Below are 21,315 nucleotides of genomic sequence, written 5' to 3'. Positions count from 1 at the left end.
GCATTTTAATTTAGTTTTCTAGTTGCTTGCTAATGCTAAAATGAATAGTAGTTCCTAGACCTTCTTGACTTTCAATTTTAATCTCGCCTAGATGCGTTTCCACAATTTTTTTGCAAATAGCTAATCCAATGCCGTAGCTGTTGGGATCACCATCATGTAACTTCTGAAAAATCTTGAATACTCTGTCAAAATTTCTTTCAGAAATACCTATTCCGTTGTCAGCCACTGAGAACAAATAGTATAGCTCATTTTCTGCTGTATTAATTTTTATTTCTGGGTTCTGTTTTGAACGATATTTTATCGCGTTTTGAATCAAGTTCTGCAATAATCTTCCGAAGAGGATAGGATAAGCTTTGAAACTCCCAATTTCATCATTAATTATAATATCAGTGTTATTTTCCTTAATAAGCTTCTGTAAAGAGAATTCCACTTCTTCTGCCAACTCTTTAATAGTAATGGTTTTCAACTCCTCATTTAACACGCCTGATCGGGAATATTCTAATAATGAATTAATCATTTGATTCATTTTGTCACCTGCTCCTGCAGCCATTTGCATATAGTTCATTAATTTTTTATCCAAGGAGTTTTCAGATTTCCTAAGAATTAATTCTAGCATGCTTTTGATATTTCTAGCAGGTTCTTTCAAATCATGAGAAGCTACGTAAGCAAACTCTTCAAGTGATTTGTTCAATTCGGATAATTTATTGTTTCTAGATTTTAGTAATTCATTTAAAGATTCAATTTGGTCTTCGTATTCTTTTTGGTGACTGATTTCATATTGAATAGAAAAAAATCCTATTGTCTCTCCGTGTTGGTCAAACAGTGGTTCACAGGTAATTGTCGTCCAGTATTTGTATCCAATTTTACTGTAATTCAAAATATCAACCTGAAAACCCTTTTTGGCTTCTATTGCATCGCGCATGATTTTTACGGTCTTTGGATTAGTTTCTTTTCCCTGTAAAAATTTTCCTGGCTTTTTACCCATCACAAATGACTCATCATATCCGGTGAGCTTTAAAAATGATTGGTTGACATAGGTTATTCTTCCTCCTAGATCAGTAATGATAACTGAATTCTTAGTTTGCTTTGCAATAAGTGACAACTTATGTAGTTCTTCTTCAAAATATATTCTATCACTTACATCGGTGTAGGTAGCTAGAATCTTATTGATATTGTCAGAAGGATCCTCTACAGGTTTGAAACTTACCTCAATCCATTTTTTTTGCTTTTTATTATTGATAATTTTTAACTGAATGAGGCCAACTTGTTTTCCACTTTTTACTTTTTCAAACGCTTCCTTCCAGATCTTTTGTTCACTTTTAATTTTGATAAAATCAAAAGGATGAATGCCAATCAGTTCAGTCTGGTTCAATCCTGAGATATTTATAGCGGAGGGTGAAACATATTCGAAGGCGCCCTCTACATTGTGCAAAGCAATTAAATCTTTAGAATTATTAGTGATGATTTCAAACAGTTCTAATTGAGTGTCATATTTTAAATTAACTTGATCAAGTGCCCTTTTAGAAAATTTTAAATCCTCTTTTGCCTGTGCAAAAGCAGTAATTTCAATAAAGGATATCACAACACCCTTAATTTCATTTTTAACCGTTCTAAATGGAGATATCCTGACCATGAACTTACGTTCAAATCGATCCTGAATAGTTGTCTCAAACGGTTGCAAATTACGGTGAACTTCTTCTATTTCATGAGCATACTTTTCTAACTGTATATGTGACTTGAAATGGCTAATGTGCCGACCTATGTCAGAATTTTCCAAGTTCAAAATTTCTTTAATGGCAGGAGTAAATTTCCGAATTTTCAATTCAGTGTCTAGAAATAGGATAGCTATATCTGTACTTTGTATGAGATGATTTAAGTCATTATTTGTAATCGTTAATTCTTCGACTTTTTCTTGAAATTCTGCATTGACAGTGTATAACTCCTCATTTACTGATTCTAATTCTTCATTTGAGCTTTGCAATTCTTCATTTGAAGCCTGTAATTCTTCATTGCTTGATTCTAATTCTTCAATCGTGGTCTGAAGATTCTCTTTATTAACTATTAATTCCCTTTCTAGTAGTCCAATTTTTTCTTTCGAGGCTAAGTCCAAGTCGATATCTGAAGCTTCTCTAATCTTCCTCTTATCTGGTTTGATTTTTGGGCTTTCAAATAGAGCAATATACAATGGGGAATGACTGACATCTAATATTCGCAAATTAATATTAATGAATTTGCTATCATAAATATCCATCATTTCCTTAGGGATTTCAACATTCTTGAGATTGATGGAATTATGTTCACTCATCAATTTATTACTCGCGAGTTCAAAAGGTAATCTGAATTCCTCTGGCAACATTCGGATGATATTGATACTTACTTCACCAATCGGAAGCCTAAGCCATTTATTAGTATTTCCTGTAGTATGAATAAGCTCAAAATAGTCATTGAAAACAACTGCGTCTGGAACATATTGCTGAATTAGGTGCTCATGAATACTTTCTAAAACTCTCTTAGTGGACTTGGGAGATTCAATTTCCTGACTACTAGATTTATAGCTACTAGCCATCCTTTTCATTCGAATAGTATTCTCATTCGTGTTTTGACCGTTTGTCTTTAATACTTTTATGTTTATTTTATTGATGTAGATTTTATGCTTCTTATCGAATTCTGTAAAGTCCTTCAGGGTTTCTCCTAATGACTCACTAGCCCCTAGTAATAAAAAGCCATTTTGAACCAGTGTAAATCGAAATAAAGAGAATAATTTTTGCTGAATAGGTGATTCTAAATAAATCAGAAAATTTCTGCAGCTTAATAGATCAATTTTACTAAATGGTGGGTCCTGAATCACATTATGCACTGAAAAGACGATCATATCTCTGATCTCTTTTGCAACCTTAAAACCTTCTTTCTGACGAATAAAGTAAGCATTTAGTAGATAAGGATTGATTTCATTGCTTATGCTTTCTGGGAAAATCTGATTACTAGCCACCTTTATTGCATCAACATCCAAATCAGTAGCGAAAATTTTCACATCATACTGCAAGCTGTTTTTCTTTAGATAATCTTTAATCAATATGGCAATTGAATAAGCTTCTTCCCCACTAGAGCAAGCAGGAACCCAAACTCTAATATTTTTAGTTTCGGAGTTTTGCTCTACTAATTTAGGAATAACTTGATCCATCAGCACTTCAAAGGTTTCTCCATCGCGAAAGAAGCGAGTAACTCCGATCAATAGTTCTTTAGCCAAAAGGGGGGCTTCATTGGAATGGGTTTGAATGTAGTGCGTGTAGTCATCAAGATTTTTAAATCCTTGCAGGCCCATTCTTCGGATTGTTCTCCTGTACATGGTGGAGAATTTATAACCGGAAAAATCTATTAACGTTTTTTTGTTGACTTCCTTGAGTATATTCTTGATTTGCTCGGTGTTTTTCTCGGTTTGGAAGTCTATCAAACTAAGCTTTTTATGACTGTTGAAAAACACTTTTATTTCCTCATGCATATTTTCAACCACACATACTTTATCAACACAATTAGTATGAATAGCGTTTTTTGGCATTCCATCAAATTTTGCAGATTCAGGTGTTTGAACTAAGACGATCCCACCTTTTTCTTTTATAAATTTTATTCCTTCTGAACCATCACTGCCTGTCCCGGAAAGTATGATGGCTGCACAATTCTCTTTTTGTTCTTCTGCCAATGATTGAAAAAAGGTCGTAATAGGAAAACTTAATTTTCTATCTTCCTTTTCGTTCAATTTTAACTTCCCATTAGAAACTGATACAAACTTTTTGGGAGGATTTAAGTAAATCGTATTGACTTGAACCGGCATACCATCCTCTATAACTTTTATTGGTAGGGTTGTATGTCTTGCCAATAACTCATCCATTAGACTTTTGTGGTTGGGCGCTAAGTGCTGAATCACCACATAAGCATATCCTGCATTATTATCCACTTGATTAAAAAATAGCTCTAAAGCCTCTAAGCCACCAGCTGAGGCTCCTATTCCAATTATAGGACTGTTGTTTTGGCTCATGGTTTTATGTTTTTAGGTATAGTAAAGCAAAAAGTACTGCCAATTCCAAGCTTAGAATTAAGCCAAATTTCACCACCATACTTTTCAACTATCTTTTTGCAAATCGCCAATCCTATACCTGTACCAGAGTATTCTGATTTGGAATGTAATCTTTGAAATATTTGAAATATTTTGTTTTCATATTTCTCATCTATGCCAATGCCATTATCAGTTATTTCAAATAAGAATTCTTCATCATGATCTTTCCAGGTCACAGCGATATTTGCCTGCCCTTCTTTCCTTCTGTATTTGATAGCATTCCCTATTAGGTTATGAAAAAGCTGCCTAATGCCCGTTTTTGTATAAACTAATTCTGGTAGGTCTTCTACTTCTAGATTAATGTTGTACTTATTCAAATTTGTGTGATGCAAACTCAAAACTTCAGCTAATTCTTCATTTAGATCTAATTTCTCAAGTTTTTGATTTTGTGTCCCGGCTCGGGAGAACTCTAAAAGATCAATAATTATTTGGCGTATCCTTCGTGTGCCATCAACTGCGAAATTAATATAAGTCTGTCCTTTTTCATCGAGTTGGTCTTCATATTTCTTTTGTAATTGAGTCATGAAGCTTGATACCATTCTCAATGGTTCCTGCAAATCATGCGAAGCGATATAGGCAAATTGCTCTAAATCTTTATTGCTTTGTTCTAGCTTTTGCGTGTAGCTTTTCAATTCGGCATTTAATCTTTCTAATTCTTTTCGCTGTTTTTTTTCTTGAGTGATATCTCGAAAATAGATTGATAATCCGTTTTTTGAGGGATAGCTGCTGATGTTCAGCCATATATTCAAGCGTTCATTATAGAAATCAAAAGTTCGCGTTTCGTTGTTTTGAATTGATTTATTGTATTCTTGCTCAGCAATACTACCTTTCGCATACTCAAATAAGTCCCATTGATTTTTGCCCAATGCTTCTTCTCTTGTAATATTTAAGAGTTGTTCTGCTTTTTTATTGAAATAGGTGAAATTGAAATTTCGGTCTACTGCAACAAAAGCATCAGATATACTTTCTAATATTTGGCTCTCTTTTTCGTAGGCTTCTTCTAAGGCTTCAGTAATGAGCTTTCTTTTGGTGATATCCTTGTAGTATATCGAATAGCCATCTCGGCTTGGATAAATGCTTTCGTCAAACCATAAATCATAGTATTTATAGTAAAACTCAAACTGTGAAGGTTTTCCGGTTCTTTTAACTTCCTTCAAAAATTCCTTAAACACAGTGTTGCCTAGTTGAGGGAATTCTTCAAATAAATTTTTGCCAATCAGATCATTTTGTGATTTATTCATGCTTTTAAGAGCACTTTCGTTCACATAAGTGAAATTAAGATTTTTATCTAATGCGTAAAATGCGTCAGAAATACTTTCTAAAATATTCTGCTTTTCTTCCAATGCATTGGCAATCTTTTTCTTGTTATTAACTTTTTGAGTGACATCCATTACGGTGGAAATCATCAAATCTTGATTGGTTAAGGGGATGTTTTTAGCATCTACATATTTTGATTGTCCTTTTTTAGTGGTGATTTTTATTTCATTCCAACGCATTTTGTTTATGTCCCCGCTTTCAATCCCTTCAATTATCATTTCTGATATTTCTTTTCTATAAATGGGGTCAGGATATACTTTTTTGAAGAATGAATTGACATCAGTTAGTTCACTTTCTGGCCAGCCGTAGGTATTACTAAACTCCTGGTTAATTAAAATTTGATTTCCAGTGCTGATTTTGTTTACCGCCACACCCATGGGAATATGTTTCAAAATGTTTTGTACTAGATCATTTTGCTTTTGTAATTCTAATTCAATCTTCTTTTTTTCAGTAATATCGGTGCTGTGGCAGACAAGTCCTTTAACTGCATCACCCTCATAGATGGGCGTAAGATTGGCGTGAACCCAGGAGGGTTCCACATTTTTGTGTTCTGATGGAGCAATTTCTACTGAAATAGTTTCACCTGCTAAACATTGATCATAAAGCGATTTCCATCTGTTGATATATTCTTGATGATCAGGTGGAAAATCGACCATGTTTTGTCCAACTTCTAATTGCACGTTGAATTTGTCCTGAAATTGTGTTTTCATGGCCTTATTAAAGTCAAGCAATTGATACTTCTTATCAATACACCAGATTAAATTTTGAGTGCCGTTGATGATGTCGTGCGAAGATTGGATAATTTCCTCTTTCTCAATATCTCTTTTCTTTATTGGGCTGTTATCTTTTGCAATGCAAAAGATCAGTCCTTTTTTTGGCTCAAACTTGGCTGACCAAATTATGGGTATTAAGCTTCCATCTTTATGAATATAGTTGTTTTCAAAATGAGTTACCTCTCTTCCGTTTTTTATTTGTTCTTCGACTTCTTTGGTTTCTATTCTGTCAGCTTTTGCTACGTAATTTATAAAGTAGTTACCGATTAACTCCTCACGGTCATAGCCCCATATTCTTTTACTGGCTTGACTAACATTAATGAATTTCCCGTCTGTACTAATCACGCAAACTATATCCAAAGATAAGTCCATGAAATCTTGCAGATGTATTTGATTATTATGAGGCATTAACTAGTTTTCAAAGGTTGCATTTAGTTTATGCAGCTTTATTACATTTGTCATTAAATATAATGAAAACTAAGCCTATATCAATAGAATAAATTTTAGAAGTAAGTTTGAAAGATGTAAGTTTTCTCAGTTTCGATTATAAATCACGTAATCAAACTCAATTGCATGCTTTTCATCTTTGGAGTGATGTTCTCTACTTACTTCTTTCCACTGAGTTTTATCAATAACAGGAAAATAGGCCTCTGCATCAGGGAATTCAGCATCGACTTCAGTAATATATAGGCAATCGGCAAGCGGTAAGCATGCTTCATAAATTTGACCACCCCCGATAATGAACAATTCTTCTTCATTATTTTCCCTAGCAAATGCAATCCCATCTTCAATATCATGAAATACTTTTACTCCATCATGCTGCCAATCTTCATTTCTTGTAATCACAATATTGATTCTTTTAGGAAGTGGCTGATAGTTTTCCCCTAATGAGTCAAAGTTTTTTCTTCCCATTAGTATATGATGATTCCGCGTTTTGTCTTTAAAATACTTTAAATCATCAGGTAAGTGCCAAATCATACCATTGTCTTTTCCTATAGCATTATCATTGGCTTTTGCCACGATCATAGATATTTTCATGTTGTTAGTGTTTTTATTTAGCTTATAGAATGATTAAATAGTGATGATGTTTAATCACATTGTGAATTACGGATATTTTTCTTGACTTCTTCAGGGAATTTTAAATAAATTAAATCGAATAGTTTATCAAATGATCGTAAGAGAAATATGATTCCTGAGTTAATTAAAGAATTTTTACAGGCGCTACATAAAAGGGATATTCATCACTTTGCTTTAGTAGGAGGAGGAAGTATTAACGATGCTTTTCGCTACTCTGTCGGAAATGAAGAGTTTTTTGTGAAGTATAATAATCAAGTACAGGGGATAATTAATCGGGAAGTGGACGGGCTGAATGCAATTGCCAATTTGAATTGTATAAAGACACCGGAGATTATTGCCTATGAGAAATTAGATGATTATGAAGTTCTGGTTTTACGATTTATAAATTCTGGATTAAGAACGCCTAAGGCGTGGGAGAGCTTCGGACAGCAATTGGCTGAAATGCATTTGAAACCTGCTACCTACTACGGATGGTACCAGGATAATTTTATAGGAAGTCTCCATCAGACCAATAAGAAATATGAGGATTTCATTGATTTTTTTATTTCAGAAAGACTGAGACCTCAAATTAAGTTGGCAAAAGCGAATGATTACTTTTCTGCAGAAGAGATTAAAAAATTCGACTGCTTGTTTCAAAAACTAGAAGATATATTACCCGAAACTCAGCCGTCTTTAGTGCATGGTGATTTATGGAGTGGGAATTTCATGATAGGAGAGGAGGATACTCCATTTTTGATCGACCCCTCTATTCATTATAATTTTCGAGAAACGGATATAGCTTTTACGCATCTTTTCGGTGGTTTTGATAGGCAATTCTATGATGCCTACAATTCGTATTATCCTTTGGCGAAAGGATTTCAAGATCGAATTGCGCTTTATAATATTTACCCACTTTTAGTTCATTTGAATTTATTTGGCACCGGATATTACGGTTCTCTAATGAGTAACCTAAATCAATATGTGTGAAATTGTCCGCAAGTGGAAAAAATAGTGTTCATTTATGAACAATAATGACCACTCTATATTTTTAAAACCCTTCTAATTCTGTTTAAACGCCTATCTGCAACTAATTAATTTCTGGCAGCGTCTTAGCTATAGAAACAATAACAAAATAAAATTTTAACAAAAAATCTAAAAAAAATGAAAACTTTTAAGACCACCGCCAAAATGATTGCAGTAACTTTATTAATGAGTTTAACAATAAATGTTACTGCCTTTGCAAACACTGTAAATCCATTTTACTCTGATACAGAAATTATTAACATGCTGGAATTAGATTCAGAATTAAATCAGTTTGAGAGTACACTTCGAGCTGAAGGGATACTAGAGTGCGAAAATACTGAGATCATCGTAGTATTAGGAGAAGATGATGAAATAGTCTATCAGGGAAGTCATCAATTGGAAGATGAAAACAATGCTTTTTTAACAAGACTTTTGACTAAAGCAGACTTTATCATGTCTTCTGGAAATAAAAATTTCTACAAAGTTTTCTAAAGTTTGATTTTCACTTCTAAACAGTAATTTTATGGAATATCTATAAAAAAGGCTGCCCGCAAAACGGTCAGCCTTTGTTTTTGCCATAAAATTTGCCCTCTACTTAAACTTCGGATGATCTTTACCTGGAAAATTTTCTTCAAAAAAGTCACCATACTCCGCAATAGTCCTTTTCATATCTTTTCTCAACCATAGAATCCCAACCAAGTTTGGTAGTGTCATTAAAGCAATAGTAATCGCAGATAAGGTCCAAATTATTGTAGTATCCTGGAATGCAGCAAAGAAGAAAGCCACTACATAGACAATTCTGTAATAAATTACAGATTTAGGTCCAAATAAATAAGTCATTGCTCTATCTCCATAATAAGACCAACTAATAGCTGTACTAAAAGCAAAAAGTAGCAAACCTATGGAAACGATATATTGACCCCAATCACCAAAGAACCCTCTTTTAAAAGCCAAGGCGGTTAATGGAGCACTGTGTACTAAGGATTCACCAATAAATTTGATTGGTCTTTCATCTGATACCTTGCCGTTAGTTATTGCAACAGAACCTGTGAAAACCTCGTCTGTTAAAAGGTCTTCATCCTTATAAACCATGATGTTATCAGCAAAACTTCTGCTATGAATAAAGGTGAAATTATCATTTTGAACCTTTCCCTCTACCACTTTCAAGTCACCGGTATAGGTCGGTAATTTTTCTTCATCATTGATATGAAGATAGATTTTATTTTTATGCTCCTCATTTGATTCTACGTACTGATTTTGTAAAACTTCAATTTCAGAATATTCGAACTGATTTACATGTTTTTCATTCCACGCACCTGATGACAATAATACCAAACCAGTCACAGTACATATAATAATTGTATCGATAAATGGCTCTAAAATAGCTACCATTCCTTCTGAAAGTGGTTCGTTTGCTTTAGCCGAAGCATGAGCAATTGGAGCAGATCCTTGACCAGCTTCGTTTGAGAATAATCCTCTATTTACGCCTCGATTAAAAGCGTAAGCAATGTTTGCTCCAATAAATCCTCCTGTGGCAGCAGAGCCGGTGAACACATCACCAAAGATTGCCATTAAAGATGGTATGATATTTTCATAATTGAAAAGTATCACAGCAAAAGCGCCTATGAAATAAATAATGGCCATAGCCGGCACTAGCTTGGAAGTCACAGCAGCAATTCTTTTGATTCCTCCAATGATAACTAATGCTAATAAAACGGCAAGAACAGCTCCCGTTACCACTTGATCTATACCGAAAGTAGCTAATAATGTACTTGAAATACTGTTGATCTGTGGTAAACTACCGGTACCGAATGATGAAAGCACAGTTGCAAAGGCGAATATGGCAGCTAACCATTTCAAATTCACTTTTTTACCATTGAATTTGAAATTGGCGTTTTTCATGTAATACATAGGTCCGCCAGCCATGGTGCCATCATCTAGTTTTGTTCTGTATTTATGTGAAAGCGATACTTCGACAAATTTTGTACACATACCTATGGCAGCGGTTACTAACATCCAAAATAATGCTGCAGGTCCACCTAAGTGAATGGCAAATGCCACCCCTGCAATATTACCGGTTCCTACAGTTCCAGATAGTGCGGTAGCTAAAGCTTGAAAGTGAGAGGTGTCTCCAGGTAAATCTTTTTTATCAAATTTACCGCTCACAATCTTTATAGCATGTTTAAAAAATCTTATTTGAGGAAATTTTAAATAGATAGTGAAAAATAAACCTGTACCTAAAAGGGCGTATGGAAACCAAGTAGCGCTTCCAATAAAACTATCAATAAATTTTAGAATATTATCTACTTCTTGCATAAAGCTTATAGTTCAATCAGTCAAATTTGTTGTGAATGGGGACAAAACTAACAAATTTTAGTTTAGATAATCGTTTTGATACCACAGTTTTTATAATTGGTATTAACAAATGATGAGTTTATGTTTTTTAATGTAAGTTTATTTGGTAATTGCGGGGATGATTGTAATTCAAATTAACATATTTTTATAATTAACTGAATTGAGTCTATCTTTGGATAAATCTTAAAACTACGAACTCTGGACCATGAAGCATTTACTAATCTTTATAGCACTTTTTTATTTTCCACTTACTTCTCTGGCACAATTTGAATTAGATAGCCTCAAGCAGAAGTGGGAAAATATAGGACGAGAACCCATAGAGGGCATTTACTCTATTTCTGGTAGTAGTAGGTCGTATTCAATCGCACTAGCCAAGGATGAGGATGTCTATAAACTAGTTTACTTAAAAGGAGGATTAGAGAATTGGGTATATGGTGATTTGAAAGGAATGATTGCAAGGTCGGAAGAGATGTACGAAGGCCGATGGAATGCAGGAAAACCGACTAAACCCAATTTGGAAGATATTAAAATTGTTTTTGGTAACAAGAAGTTTATTCTTTATTGGTCTGATTGGTCCATTGACGAGTTTAAAATGATTTACCCTGAAAAAGCGACAGAACCGACAGATATGGATAAGGTCTTTATGGATGAAGCCTTTAAAAGGGATGAGATTTCCATTCCTATTCAATTAAGTGATTCAGGTTCGGTACAGATACCTGTCTTAGTTAACGATGTTCTGAAAATATACGTGGGCTTGAAAAAGACTTCAAAGGAAGTAATTGTCTCTAAGGATATTGCTAAAACACTAATTGAGACTAAGACTTTAGGTTACAAGGAGTGGAAGGAAGGTAATTACTACCAGTTCATTGATGATAAGAAAGCTTTTGCACCACCGCATATTTTTAGTTTAAATTCCTTAGCATTAGGCGAAGGACAATTAACTAATCTTGAAACCGTTATTTCAGAAGACATTTCGAGATCGATGTTCATAAGCTTTGATGTTTTAGAACGTTTCGGGAAAGTGAACATTGACTTAGACAAATTGTTACTTACAATAAAACCATTATGATGATATTAAGCCACTACATCCTTCTTTTATTCACATTCTTTACGCAGCCCTCAAATTCTACTCTAGAATTAGAAATAAGTGAGTTTAGAAATACGAATGGACATGTTTTAATTTCCGTTTTCAATAGTGCAAATGATTTTCCCGATCAGGAAGAAAAAGCAATAGCTAATAAAAAAGTTAAAGTAACAGACAAGACTCACGTAATTACTATCGAAGATCTACCTCAAGGAGAATATGCGGTGGTTTTTTTGCATGATGAGAACGATAATGAAGAAATGGATACCAATTTCGTTGGTGCACCAGAGGAGGGATATGGAGCAAGCAATGATGCAGTTAATACTTTTAGTGCACCGAAGTATAAAGAGGCGAAATTCCTTTTGCAAGGTGAAAAGAAAACTTTAAAATTGAAGATATTTTATTAATCAAATTTATGCGACCTTATTTTTTGATCTTGATTCCAGCACTATTTACCTTATCTTGTGGGGCTGATACTACGCGAGAAAGCTCTCAAGACCCTTTGTGGGAATTAGAACAACAAGTCTACGAAAATGGTGAGAATATTGAAATTGCTGATATCAATCAATCAATTGAACAAGCTTCCACAATGCGACTGAGCTGGGCCTACAGTCCGATCACTATTGCAATTAGAGTTGCTGGCCAACAAATGATTAGTCCCCAAGTAAAAATTATAGCGAAAAGCAAATCCGGTAATGAGTTAATTACCCACGCTGTAGTTATGATTGAGAAGAAAAATTTGCAAGATGACTCAGTAAACAATCAATACTATAGAATAGAATTGAAGCTGGCCGGCAGCATTTGGCAAGTTATGGATATCAAAAAGGCCTGGACTTGCAAAGCTAACCGCGGACATCAGGTAGTTAATGCGGAACTCTGCAAATAAAATCTTATGGCATCTCGGTTTGATTATTTCTATTTAGTAGAGATTCAATATCTAGGTTTTCGTTATCATGGCTGGCAGTTTCAGCACGGATTGAAGACCCTTCAAGGTATGCTTGAAAAAACATTTAATTTTCTTTTTGAAGGAGAGAAATTCAAGATTTTAGGAGCTGGAAGGACTGATGCAATGGTTTCAGCTCAATCTGCTTATTTTGAATTATTTACTGACCGAAGACTTGATGTAGTAGATTTTCAACATGAATTAAACTACAATCTTCCTCCAGATATTAGTGTCATTAACTTTAAAGAAACTGATAAACAATTTAATGTGATTCAGGATGTAAGGCTTAAAACCTACCATTACTTTTTTGCATCTGTTACAAAGAAATTTCCATTTGCATCTCCTTTTATGAATTGTATTCATAATGACTTGAATATTTCAAAAATGGAAGAAGCGGCCAAATTGTTTGAAGGCGAACGTGATTTCAACTATTTTGTGATGGGTGAGGCTGAGAATAAAGTTACTGTTCGAACAATTGAATACAGTAGGATTGAAGAGAATTCAGAATTAACTGCCAGTTTCTTTCCCGAGAAAAGTTATATTTTTAAAGTGAAGGGAAAAGGCTTCATGCGTTATCAAGTCCGACTGATGATGGGTGCTTTAATAAGAATTGGTAGGAACGAAATCACCTTACAGGATATTGAAAACACCTTGCAAGGTAAGACACCAAATTTCGACAAGTTAAATGCAGCTGCCTCTGGATTGATGGTGAAAAATATTGAATTTAAGACTTAAATAGGTCAGAACTTAGGTAACGATCTCCTCGATCGCAAGTAATACATACAATTACGCCTGTTTCAATTTCTTGAGCAATTTGCAAAGCAGCATATAAGGCCCCACCACTACTCATACCTGCCAAGATACCTTCTTCTTTTGCCATTCTTTGCGTCATTTTAGTAGCATTTGCTTCGCTGATATCGATTGTTCTATCTACACGATTAGCCTCAAATATCTTTGGTAAAAACTCAGGAGACCATCTTCTAATTCCAGGGATTCTAGAACCATCTGTTGGTTGAGTCCCTACTATCTGAACTGCAGAGTTTTGTTCTTTAAGATAGCGAGAAACCCCCATTATTGTACCGGTAGTTCCCATAGCGGATACAAAGTGCGTGATTTTTCCTTTTGTATCTTTCCATATTTCAGGACCAGTAGTTTTATAATGCTGTTTGTAATTATCAGGATTTCCGAATTGGTTTAACATATAATATTCACCAGTGGCTGCCATTTCTTCGGCCACTGTTCTTGAATACTCGATGGTGCCTTCTGCTTTGGTTAAAATCACTTCCGCACCGTAAGCCTCCATGGTTTGGATCCTTTCCGCAGTTGAATTTTTAGGCATTATTAAGGTCATGTGAAGACCTTTCAGTTTTGCAATCATTGCTAAAGCAATACCAGTATTACCACTGGTGGCTTCTACTAATTTATCACCTTCTTTTATGTCACCTCTTTCTAAGGCTGCACCTATCATTCCTAAAGCTGCGCGATCCTTCACGCTTCCTCCCGGATTTTGTCCTTCAAGTTTGCAATAGATTTTTACATTCTTGTTGGTCGGGATGCTTTTAAGCTCAACTATTGGCGTATTTCCTACTAAATCTTCTACAAACATATTATTCTAAAGTGCTTCTATGTAAATGTTTATTTTCCGAATCATAATAAAGTCTCGAGTGAGCCTGCAGACTTTTGGTTATCCAGCTATTGCCACCTATGATGCAATGATCACCAATAAATGTTTTACCACCCAAAATTGTTGCATTTGCATAAATAACAATATGGTTACCTATAGTTGGATGCCTCTTTTGACTAGCATTTTCCTTCCGGACACTAGTAGCTCCTAAGGTCACACCTTGATATATTTTCACATAAGAACCAATGTCCGTGGTTTCCCCAATTACTATCCCAGTGCCATGGTCTATACAAAAATGGTCACCGATATTGGCCGCTGGGTGAATATCTACACCAGTTTTGCTATGAGCATGTTCACTAATTATACGTGCTATTAAAACGTAACCGGCATTATAAATGCAATGAGCTATTCTATAAGCGGCAATAGCTTTAAAGCCAGGATAAGTTTTAACAACCTCCAATCTACTTTTAGCTGCTGGATCTCCTTCGTAAATTGCGTTAATATCCTTTTCCAAAGCGGCCTTAATTTTAATTAAATCAAGGAACAGAATCTGCTCTTCACCAGGATATTTTTTTTGAAGATTCTTGCATCTCTTTTCTAATAAATAATGCCACTCATTTTTTAGTTCTTCGTATCTAGCTTCTAATTCAGACCTATTTGAAATTTTTTCATTTCCATAGTCGGGGAAAATAAAACCCAATAATGCCTCATAAAATGAAATAATACTGTCTGGCGAAGGACAGCCCAGCGCATTTTTATGTTCTTTGTAGATGCTATCTAAAAAATCTTCTTGCATAAATCATTCTTTTATTTCTTCTCTACCATCTGCATGAATTGCGAATCTTCCTCTGCTCTTATCATGAACATTTTCATATGAAGGCCACGGCCAACCCCCAAATTCAGTCTTTTGAAATTCCATGATAGTTTCTCTTACTTCAGCAGGGTAGTTCAAGACAAATGGCCCATGTTGAACTACTGGCTCGTTAATAGGTTTACCCTGAAGCAATAATAATCTTGCTTCTTTATCACCATTTTTCAATACAATATCTGCTCTAGCGTCAAGGAATGCACTATGATAATGAGGTAAATCAGCATCATTTAATTTGAGATTCTCTCCTTGGAAAAAATATAGGTTTCTATTGATTTTATTTTGGCTGGTAGGTAAAGAGAATTCAGCTCCCGGCTCCATTTTTATATGCCAAATAGCCACTTCATTTTCAGACTTAGCAGCCCAAGAATCTGGAGCGGGTTTAGGTGCGTAATCATCGCCTAATTGTCCAGCCATTACTTCCACTTCAGTAGTTTTGTCATTAGCATCAGTATACTTATGAACTGGAATAGTATCTTTCCATAGCATTGCAAAATGCGGGTCTACTTTTTTACTATCTCTTGGTAGATTCAACCAAATTTGAAATAGTTCAAGCGGATTCTCTTCATTGTCCTTTAACAAAGGGAACATTTCAGAGTGTTGCACTCCTTTTCCAGCTGTCATCCATTGCACGTCACCATTACCAAATCGACCAGCAGCACCCAAGGAATCAGAATGATCTACAAGTCCTGTTCGTACGGCAGTCACAGTCTCAAATCCGCAATGCGGATGAGCCGGGAATCCGGGAACTTTGCTACCATGATACATTCTCCAACCGTCCTTAATATTAAAGTCTTGTCCTATCATCCTGCCCTCCAAAGAAGCTGAAGGTCCTAAATCTTTATTTCCCTTAGGGAAAAAGTCCTCATGATGAACACAAAACAAAAAGGGGTCTTGCGTTTGCCAAGGGAAGCTTAATTTTTCTATTTTAATAATTCCTGAATTTTCCATGTACCTACAACGATTATCGTACTTATTATGTTGGTACAAACGGAGTAGGTCTTTTTAAAGTTCGGGTAATTTTTTCCCGCAATTATGACAAAATTTTGCAAAGTCCGAATGTTCCGTTGCTTTACAGTTTGAACAACTTCTATTGTCCATTTTAAATCTGCTTTTGTTCATTTCTGATGTAACGATCCCAGTTGGTACTGCAATAATACCATATCCCATAATCATAATAAATGAAGCTACTATTTGACCTAATGCCGTTATTGGGGCTATATCACCATATCCAACAGTGGTGAGCGTCACAATTGACCAATAGATGCCTTTAGGGATGTTTGTGAAACCGCTTTCAGGCGGTTCAATCAAATACATTATAGCACCTAAAATTGAGACAAGTATTAATATTGTTCCAATAAACAATGTTATTTTCTTCCTGCTGGCTAATAGAGCAGAAGAAAGCTGAGAGGCTTCACCTAAATATTGAGTAAGTTTAAATATTCTAAATATTCTTAATAATCTTAAACTTCTGATAATCATTAGAGATTGAGCTCCAACAAAAAAGAAAGCAAAAAGTGAGGGTAAAATTGATAGTAAATCTACTACGCCAAAAAAACTCTTGATATAATGCCAGGGCTTTTTAACAATGATTATTCTCAGGATATACTCTATTAAGAAGAAACCTGTAAAGATCCATTCTGCTAATAAAAAATAGGATCCATAGGATAATCTAATGCTTCCCACACTTTCTAGTACAACAGCTAGAACGCTTAAAAAAATTATAATTAAAAGGATTCCGTCAAACAGTTTCCCCCAAAAAGTATCTGCTTTGAAAATTACATTAAACGTTTTGATCTTCCATTGGGCGTTTGTATTGGCTTGTTCTTCCATGAGCTATTAAAGAATATCTAAAATCTAATATTTTTCTTGTTAAAATTATACAAACTATGGGTTTGTTTTTGTATTTTGGTTATATTGTTTATAACTTCTATTGATTGCGGCTATATTTTCAATATTTTCAACTAAACTCAATTAAGTGAAATTTATATCGAGTGCTTTAATTTTACTGTCTTTTTTTCCCTTTAGCTTGTTCGGACAGGCTAAAAGTAATAATACTTTGCCTGAAAAATCAATTAATTATGGAATAGATAAGACCTATGAACCATACGAATTTGTAAATGAAGTTGGCAATGCAGATGGGTTCAATGTCGACATAATTAAGGCAATCGGACAAGAGCTTAATTGGAATGTTAGTATTTATCCTGATGATTGGAAAATTGTGAGGAGAAAATTAGAAGTTACAAAAGAGCTTGATGTGGCTGCGTATTTTAAAAGTGCTGCTCGTGAAGATAGCATCCTATTCAGTCGACCCATCAGTTTGGTGTATTATTCAATATTTACCCGCGCTGACAAAGAGCCAGTAGAGGACTTATTCAGTTTATCAGGAAAAAAAGTGGCTATCCAAGAAGTTACTATCGTTGAAGAATACTTTGATCAGCTAGGTTTTCTAGATTTACAAGCACTTCAAGCCTACTCTTCTGAATCTGAGGCTATTGATGCCGTAGTGAGAGGTGATGCTGATTGTGCAATTACTTCTTTTATGACGACCAGCTATAAAATGGAAGTGGAAAACATTAAAAATATTCAGTCCTCTAGTGACCCAGTGTTTATTACTGAATATTGTTTTGTTGTTAAGAAGCAGGATGCTGCGATGCTTGATTCTTTGGATTGGGGCTTAAGGTTGGTAAAAGCATCAGGAGAATACGATAGATTATTTCAAAAATGGCTGACGCCTAAAAAAGGATGGTGGTCAGAAAATCAAGATTTAGTAATCATGTTTTTGTTCATTTTATTTCTGATGGCAGTAGCAGCTCTAATTTATATTTATTCCTTACGAAATTTGGTCAGGAAAAAATCGCAAGTCATCAAGAGGGAAATTCAGAGTAGAGCGGAAACAGAATGGGAACTAATTGAAAGTGAGAATTTAAGAAAAAAAATGGAGGATTTCACTTCAGTAATGCTTGTGGAAACAGATTTAGAACACAATATCACGCAGGCTCCCAAACTTTTTTATACAATCTTAGGCTTTGAAGAAGATGACATTTTAGGTGTAAACATTCGTCAGCTTTTAACTACTAAATCCGTGGCTAAAGATAAAGAGATTAAGACTGTTTTACTTAATAGGGAGTTTCCTTATTTGGATGCAGAGTTTGAATTCAAAACCAGTGCAAATACAGCTGTATGGATAGATAGCAGTACTTCGCTACTTTATGATCAAAGAAATAAAATAAAAGGATTTAAGCAATTTTTAAGAGATATAACTCCTCTAAAACAGGCGAATTTAAATTTAAAAGACTTGAACGCTGAGTTAGCAAATTTCATGTATAAAACTTCTCATGACGTCAGAGGACCCATTGCGAATGTATTAGGGTTAGTAAATCTGGGGAATATGACTTCTAAAAATAAAGAAATTCAAGGTTATTTTGGCTTGATTGCGAAAAGTGTCGAGAAATTAGAACATATTTTCAATGACTTCAAAGAGGTCAGCTTTATTTTGCATGGTGACTTGAATATAACAACTTTTGATTTGAGAGAGCTTATTGAGGAAGTGTCGGTCTCAGTTTTCATGAAAAGAAACAAAGATATTTCCAAGGCACAGATTGATTTTCAATTATTATCTGATTCGCAATATATGACTTCTGATAGGGCTTTGGTGAAAAGGTTATTCTATCAATTGATCGAGAATGTATTTGAGCATAATAATTATTATTCTACGGAGTTGAAAATCACGTTTGAAAAGGATAACGCATCCTATTATAAACTCTACTTTAAAGACAACGGGGTGGGAATACCTGAAAACTTACAAAAGAAGGTTTTTGAAGTATTTTTTAAAGGAAAGAGAAGTGATATTAATGTAGGAATGGGGCTTTACATGGCCAAAAAGGTTGTGTCTCGTCTTGGTGGGGAGTTAAATTTAGAAAGTGAACTAGAGCATGGAACTACCATAGAAGTCATTCTACCTGTCCGTCAAATTACCGAGACGTTAAATTACAATTAGTTTTTAGGAATTGAAAAGGAGAAGATTGTACCTTTACCTTCTTCACTTTTTACCCAAATTTCACCACCATTTTTTTCTACGAATTCTTTGCATAAAATAAGACCTAAGCCAGTGCCTTTTTCTTTTGCAGTTCCTTGCGTTGAATGTTTAGTGTCAATTCTAAAGATTTTGCTGGCAACTTCTTTTGGCATTCCGACCCCGTTGTCGGCTATCTTGACTACATATCGATTTTTTTCCTCGACTATGCCCATTTTTATTTGCCCATCTTCAGCAGTGAACTTTATCGCATTCGACAGCAAATTTCTAATCACCGTGCTAATTGAATTTATATGAGCTTTTGCTGAAATCGGTTTTGTATTTTTAACCTCTATACTTATGTTTTTATTCTGAGCTTGTTTCTCTAAAAGCTTTTTATTTTCGAGTAGCATTTCAGTTACATTAAATTCTTCTGCTGTGAATTCTATATTGCCGGTTTGAGAACGAGACCATTGTAATAGGTTTTCTAGTAGCGCAAATAAGTTTTTTAGTGATTTATCGAGATCTTTTGCTAGCATCTGAATCTCTTCCGTACTTAAGCTGCTAGTGTGGTTCATTAATAAGCCAGAAAAAGAAGTGAGTGAATTTAAAGGGCCTTTTAAGTCGTGGCTTATAATAGAAAAGAATTTATCCTTAGTAGCATTTAGGTCTTCTAACTCATCATTTTGGGCTTTCACTTTTAAATTTGCCACTTTTAACCTCCTATTGTTTTTACGCTGTAAAATAAACAGGGTCAGTATTAATAGTAATATAATGGCAATTAAGACCACCATAATAATTAAGAAATTTTTAAACCGCTTTTCTTCTTCTAATTCGAACTCTTTTTGAATTCTATTTAATTCTAATTTGTCAATCAAGCTCTGCTTTTGATTTAAGGAGTATCGACTTTGCATTTTTAGAATACTACGGTCATTCTTTTCCTTTTGTAAAAAGTCTTCTAGGGCTTTGTACAATTCGCTGTATTCTAGCGCCATTTTGTAGTTTTTCTCTACTTTATAGGCTTTGCTCAACAAAGCATAAGTTTCCTGAATGAGTCCTTGATTTTGAGAAGTTTGAGCCAGAGGATTGGCTAATCTCAGGTTTGCTAAAGCTCTTTCAGCATTATTTTCTTTCAAGTAATAGCGAGCTACAGAGTTATAGAGAACTGCTAAATGAGCATTATTTTTTGGAAGATTTTTTAGTATATCAAGAGCAACTAAATAGTTTTCATATGCTTTATCTTGATTGTTTTGCATTAGATATATATCACCTATTGCATTAAGACATTCTGCTTCTTTAAATGGTGATTTTATTCTCCGGTAGATGGTCAAAGCATTTTTAAAATGCTCTAGGGCTTTTTCATACACATTTTCGTTTGCGTAAATAGTTGCTAGATCTGTGTGTGCTTCTGCTTCAATCTTGGGAATCCTTTCTGCTTCGGCGTATTCCAGAATATTCTGATGTTGTTCTATGGATTTTCCGGTTTCTCCGATGAAATAATAAGTTAAACCTAATTTCTGATTAATGTAGAGTCGAAGAGGAGGGAAGTCATAGTTTCTCAAAATATTGGAAGCCTTCTCTAAAAACTCTTTACCGTAATAGTAATCTTCTACTTGTTCAAAAAGTTGATAGAAGCCTAAATATGTAAAAATTAGTGCAGTTTCATTATCTACGCTTTCATCGATTTCTAATGCTCTGATCAGCATTGACATTGCTTTTTCTAAATCATTGGTTTTATTGATATGAATGAAAGCCAATTCTTTTGAAAGCCTGCTTTCAATGTCACTTCTTTCAATATCTTTAGCAGACTGAAGCTTCTCTTGTTTGTTTTCAAGTAGTTCTTCTGCATTAGCTTCATGAATATGTTTTTCTAATGCTTCAAACCAATCCCATTCTGCAGCCAAATCTGCCTTTTGCGCCTCAACACTTAAGACTGAGGTAATGAAGACTATAATTAAGAAGATCGCTTTTTTAAGCATTATGAATTGATATTAAATATCAAATTAAGAAAAAAAATATTGATAGTATGTATGAGTCTAAGTGTTTTTTAAGTGATAATTAAGAATTATGGATATGAATTATTAATTCAGCTAATTGATTCCTAATCGCCTTAATTTGGGTTTTTAGGTCATTTTTCAGAAGTTAG

Annotated in this window: 16 protein-coding genes; 7 read left to right on the top strand and 9 right to left on the bottom strand. The window is 34.5% G+C overall.

What is annotated here, in order from left to right:
* Positions 1-10: 10 nt before the first annotated feature.
* The 3 genes from B9Y84_RS12780 to B9Y84_RS12770 all read right to left on the bottom strand — a co-directional run bounded on the left by B9Y84_RS12780 (position 11) and on the right by B9Y84_RS12770 (position 7,239).
* The gene (locus B9Y84_RS12780) at positions 11-4,033 is read right to left on the bottom strand and encodes a chemotaxis protein CheB (RefSeq protein WP_085517772.1); all 4,023 of its coding nucleotides are present in this window, start codon (positions 4,031-4,033) and stop codon (positions 11-13) included.
* Positions 4,030-6,609 (bottom strand): PAS domain-containing sensor histidine kinase, encoded by a 2,580-nt coding sequence (locus B9Y84_RS12775; protein WP_085517771.1) that lies wholly within the window; start codon positions 6,607-6,609, stop codon positions 4,030-4,032. The genes B9Y84_RS12780 and B9Y84_RS12775 overlap by 4 nt, the downstream gene beginning before the upstream one ends.
* Positions 6,610-6,735: 126 nt before the next feature.
* Complete coding sequence (locus B9Y84_RS12770; RefSeq protein WP_085517770.1) at positions 6,736-7,239, bottom strand: dihydrofolate reductase; 504 nt, start codon at positions 7,237-7,239, stop codon at positions 6,736-6,738.
* Between the two features lie 147 nt (positions 7,240-7,386).
* On the opposite strand from B9Y84_RS12770, the gene B9Y84_RS12765 reads away from it, so the two are divergent.
* Both B9Y84_RS12765 and B9Y84_RS12760 read left to right on the top strand, forming a co-directional pair.
* Positions 7,387-8,244 carry a fructosamine kinase family protein gene (locus B9Y84_RS12765; RefSeq protein ID WP_085517769.1) on the top strand — a complete coding sequence of 286 codons (858 nt, stop codon included), beginning with the start codon at positions 7,387-7,389 and terminating at the stop codon, positions 8,242-8,244.
* 174 nt (positions 8,245-8,418) lie between these two features.
* Positions 8,419-8,772 (top strand): hypothetical protein, encoded by a 354-nt coding sequence (locus B9Y84_RS12760; RefSeq protein WP_085517768.1) that lies wholly within the window; start codon positions 8,419-8,421, stop codon positions 8,770-8,772.
* Positions 8,773-8,871: 99 nt separating this feature from the next.
* On the opposite strand, the gene B9Y84_RS12755 is transcribed toward B9Y84_RS12760, so the two are convergent.
* Positions 8,872-10,596 (bottom strand): alanine/glycine:cation symporter family protein, encoded by a 1,725-nt coding sequence (locus B9Y84_RS12755; RefSeq protein ID WP_085517767.1) that lies wholly within the window; start codon positions 10,594-10,596, stop codon positions 8,872-8,874.
* A gap of 244 nt (positions 10,597-10,840) precedes the next feature.
* On the opposite strand from B9Y84_RS12755, the gene B9Y84_RS12750 reads away from it, so the two are divergent.
* From B9Y84_RS12750 to truA, 4 genes are read left to right on the top strand one after another with little or no spacing between them, the layout of a single operon-like run.
* On the top strand, positions 10,841-11,704 hold the full coding sequence (locus B9Y84_RS12750) for a hypothetical protein (RefSeq protein ID WP_085517766.1): 864 nt from the start codon (positions 10,841-10,843) through the stop codon (positions 11,702-11,704).
* Positions 11,701-12,126, top strand: a complete 426-nt coding sequence (locus B9Y84_RS12745) for a DUF2141 domain-containing protein (protein WP_085517765.1) — start codon at positions 11,701-11,703, stop codon at positions 12,124-12,126. Before B9Y84_RS12750 ends, B9Y84_RS12745 begins: the two co-directional genes overlap by 4 nt.
* Before the next feature lie 8 nt (positions 12,127-12,134).
* Positions 12,135-12,605 (top strand): hypothetical protein, encoded by a 471-nt coding sequence (locus B9Y84_RS12740; RefSeq protein WP_085517764.1) that lies wholly within the window; start codon positions 12,135-12,137, stop codon positions 12,603-12,605.
* A gap of 6 nt (positions 12,606-12,611) precedes the next feature.
* The gene (gene truA / locus B9Y84_RS12735) at positions 12,612-13,397 is read left to right on the top strand and encodes a tRNA pseudouridine(38-40) synthase TruA (protein WP_085517763.1); all 786 of its coding nucleotides are present in this window, start codon (positions 12,612-12,614) and stop codon (positions 13,395-13,397) included.
* Here the strand turns inward: truA and cysM are convergent.
* From cysM to B9Y84_RS12715, 4 genes are read right to left on the bottom strand one after another with little or no spacing between them, the layout of a single operon-like run.
* Entirely contained in the window at positions 13,387-14,268 is an 882-nt protein-coding gene (cysM, locus tag B9Y84_RS12730) for a cysteine synthase CysM (protein ID WP_085517762.1), read from the bottom strand. The genes truA and cysM overlap by 11 nt on opposite strands.
* 1 nt (position 14,269) lies before the next feature.
* Entirely contained in the window at positions 14,270-15,082 is an 813-nt protein-coding gene (gene epsC, locus B9Y84_RS12725; protein WP_085517761.1) for a serine O-acetyltransferase EpsC, read from the bottom strand.
* A 3-nt stretch (positions 15,083-15,085) separates the two neighbouring features.
* Entirely contained in the window at positions 15,086-16,105 is a 1,020-nt protein-coding gene (locus tag B9Y84_RS12720) for a pirin family protein (RefSeq protein WP_085517760.1), read from the bottom strand.
* 54 nt (positions 16,106-16,159) lie between these two features.
* The gene (locus tag B9Y84_RS12715) at positions 16,160-16,987 is read right to left on the bottom strand and encodes an ion transporter (RefSeq protein ID WP_085517759.1); all 828 of its coding nucleotides are present in this window, start codon (positions 16,985-16,987) and stop codon (positions 16,160-16,162) included.
* A 145-nt stretch (positions 16,988-17,132) separates the two neighbouring features.
* On the opposite strand from B9Y84_RS12715, the gene B9Y84_RS12710 reads away from it, so the two are divergent.
* Entirely contained in the window at positions 17,133-19,154 is a 2,022-nt protein-coding gene (locus tag B9Y84_RS12710) for a transporter substrate-binding domain-containing protein (protein WP_085517758.1), read from the top strand.
* Here the strand turns inward: B9Y84_RS12710 and B9Y84_RS12705 are convergent.
* Complete coding sequence (locus B9Y84_RS12705; protein WP_085517757.1) at positions 19,151-21,148, bottom strand: tetratricopeptide repeat-containing sensor histidine kinase; 1,998 nt, start codon at positions 21,146-21,148, stop codon at positions 19,151-19,153. The two genes, B9Y84_RS12710 and B9Y84_RS12705, sit on opposite strands and share 4 nt — an antisense overlap.
* Positions 21,149-21,315 lie beyond the last annotated feature (167 nt).

Source organism: Marivirga sericea (genome assembly GCF_900177665.1).
GTDB classification, from domain to species: domain Bacteria; phylum Bacteroidota; class Bacteroidia; order Cytophagales; family Cyclobacteriaceae; genus Marivirga; species Marivirga sericea.
This window is presented reverse-complemented; position numbering and strand designations above follow the sequence as displayed.

Coding starts and splice junctions, on each gene's coding strand:
- B9Y84_RS12720 (WP_085517760.1), bottom strand. CDS start 16,105: ATGGAAAATTCAGGAATTATTAAAATAGAAAAATTAAGCTTCCCTTGG.
- B9Y84_RS12750 (WP_085517766.1), top strand. CDS start 10,841: ATGAAGCATTTACTAATCTTTATAGCACTTTTTTATTTTCCACTTACT.
- B9Y84_RS12780 (WP_085517772.1), bottom strand. CDS start 4,033: ATGAGCCAAAACAACAGTCCTATAATTGGAATAGGAGCCTCAGCTGGT.
- epsC (WP_085517761.1), bottom strand. CDS start 15,082: ATGCAAGAAGATTTTTTAGATAGCATCTACAAAGAACATAAAAATGCG.
- B9Y84_RS12740 (WP_085517764.1), top strand. CDS start 12,135: ATGCGACCTTATTTTTTGATCTTGATTCCAGCACTATTTACCTTATCT.
- B9Y84_RS12775 (WP_085517771.1), bottom strand. CDS start 6,609: ATGCCTCATAATAATCAAATACATCTGCAAGATTTCATGGACTTATCT.
- B9Y84_RS12755 (WP_085517767.1), bottom strand. CDS start 10,596: ATGCAAGAAGTAGATAATATTCTAAAATTTATTGATAGTTTTATTGGA.
- B9Y84_RS12765 (WP_085517769.1), top strand. CDS start 7,387: ATGATTCCTGAGTTAATTAAAGAATTTTTACAGGCGCTACATAAAAGG.
- B9Y84_RS12770 (WP_085517770.1), bottom strand. CDS start 7,239: ATGAAAATATCTATGATCGTGGCAAAAGCCAATGATAATGCTATAGGA.
- B9Y84_RS12705 (WP_085517757.1), bottom strand. CDS start 21,148: ATGCTTAAAAAAGCGATCTTCTTAATTATAGTCTTCATTACCTCAGTC.
- cysM (WP_085517762.1), bottom strand. CDS start 14,268: ATGTTTGTAGAAGATTTAGTAGGAAATACGCCAATAGTTGAGCTTAAA.
- B9Y84_RS12760 (WP_085517768.1), top strand. CDS start 8,419: ATGAAAACTTTTAAGACCACCGCCAAAATGATTGCAGTAACTTTATTA.
- B9Y84_RS12745 (WP_085517765.1), top strand. CDS start 11,701: ATGATGATATTAAGCCACTACATCCTTCTTTTATTCACATTCTTTACG.
- truA (WP_085517763.1), top strand. CDS start 12,612: ATGGCATCTCGGTTTGATTATTTCTATTTAGTAGAGATTCAATATCTA.
- B9Y84_RS12715 (WP_085517759.1), bottom strand. CDS start 16,987: ATGGAAGAACAAGCCAATACAAACGCCCAATGGAAGATCAAAACGTTT.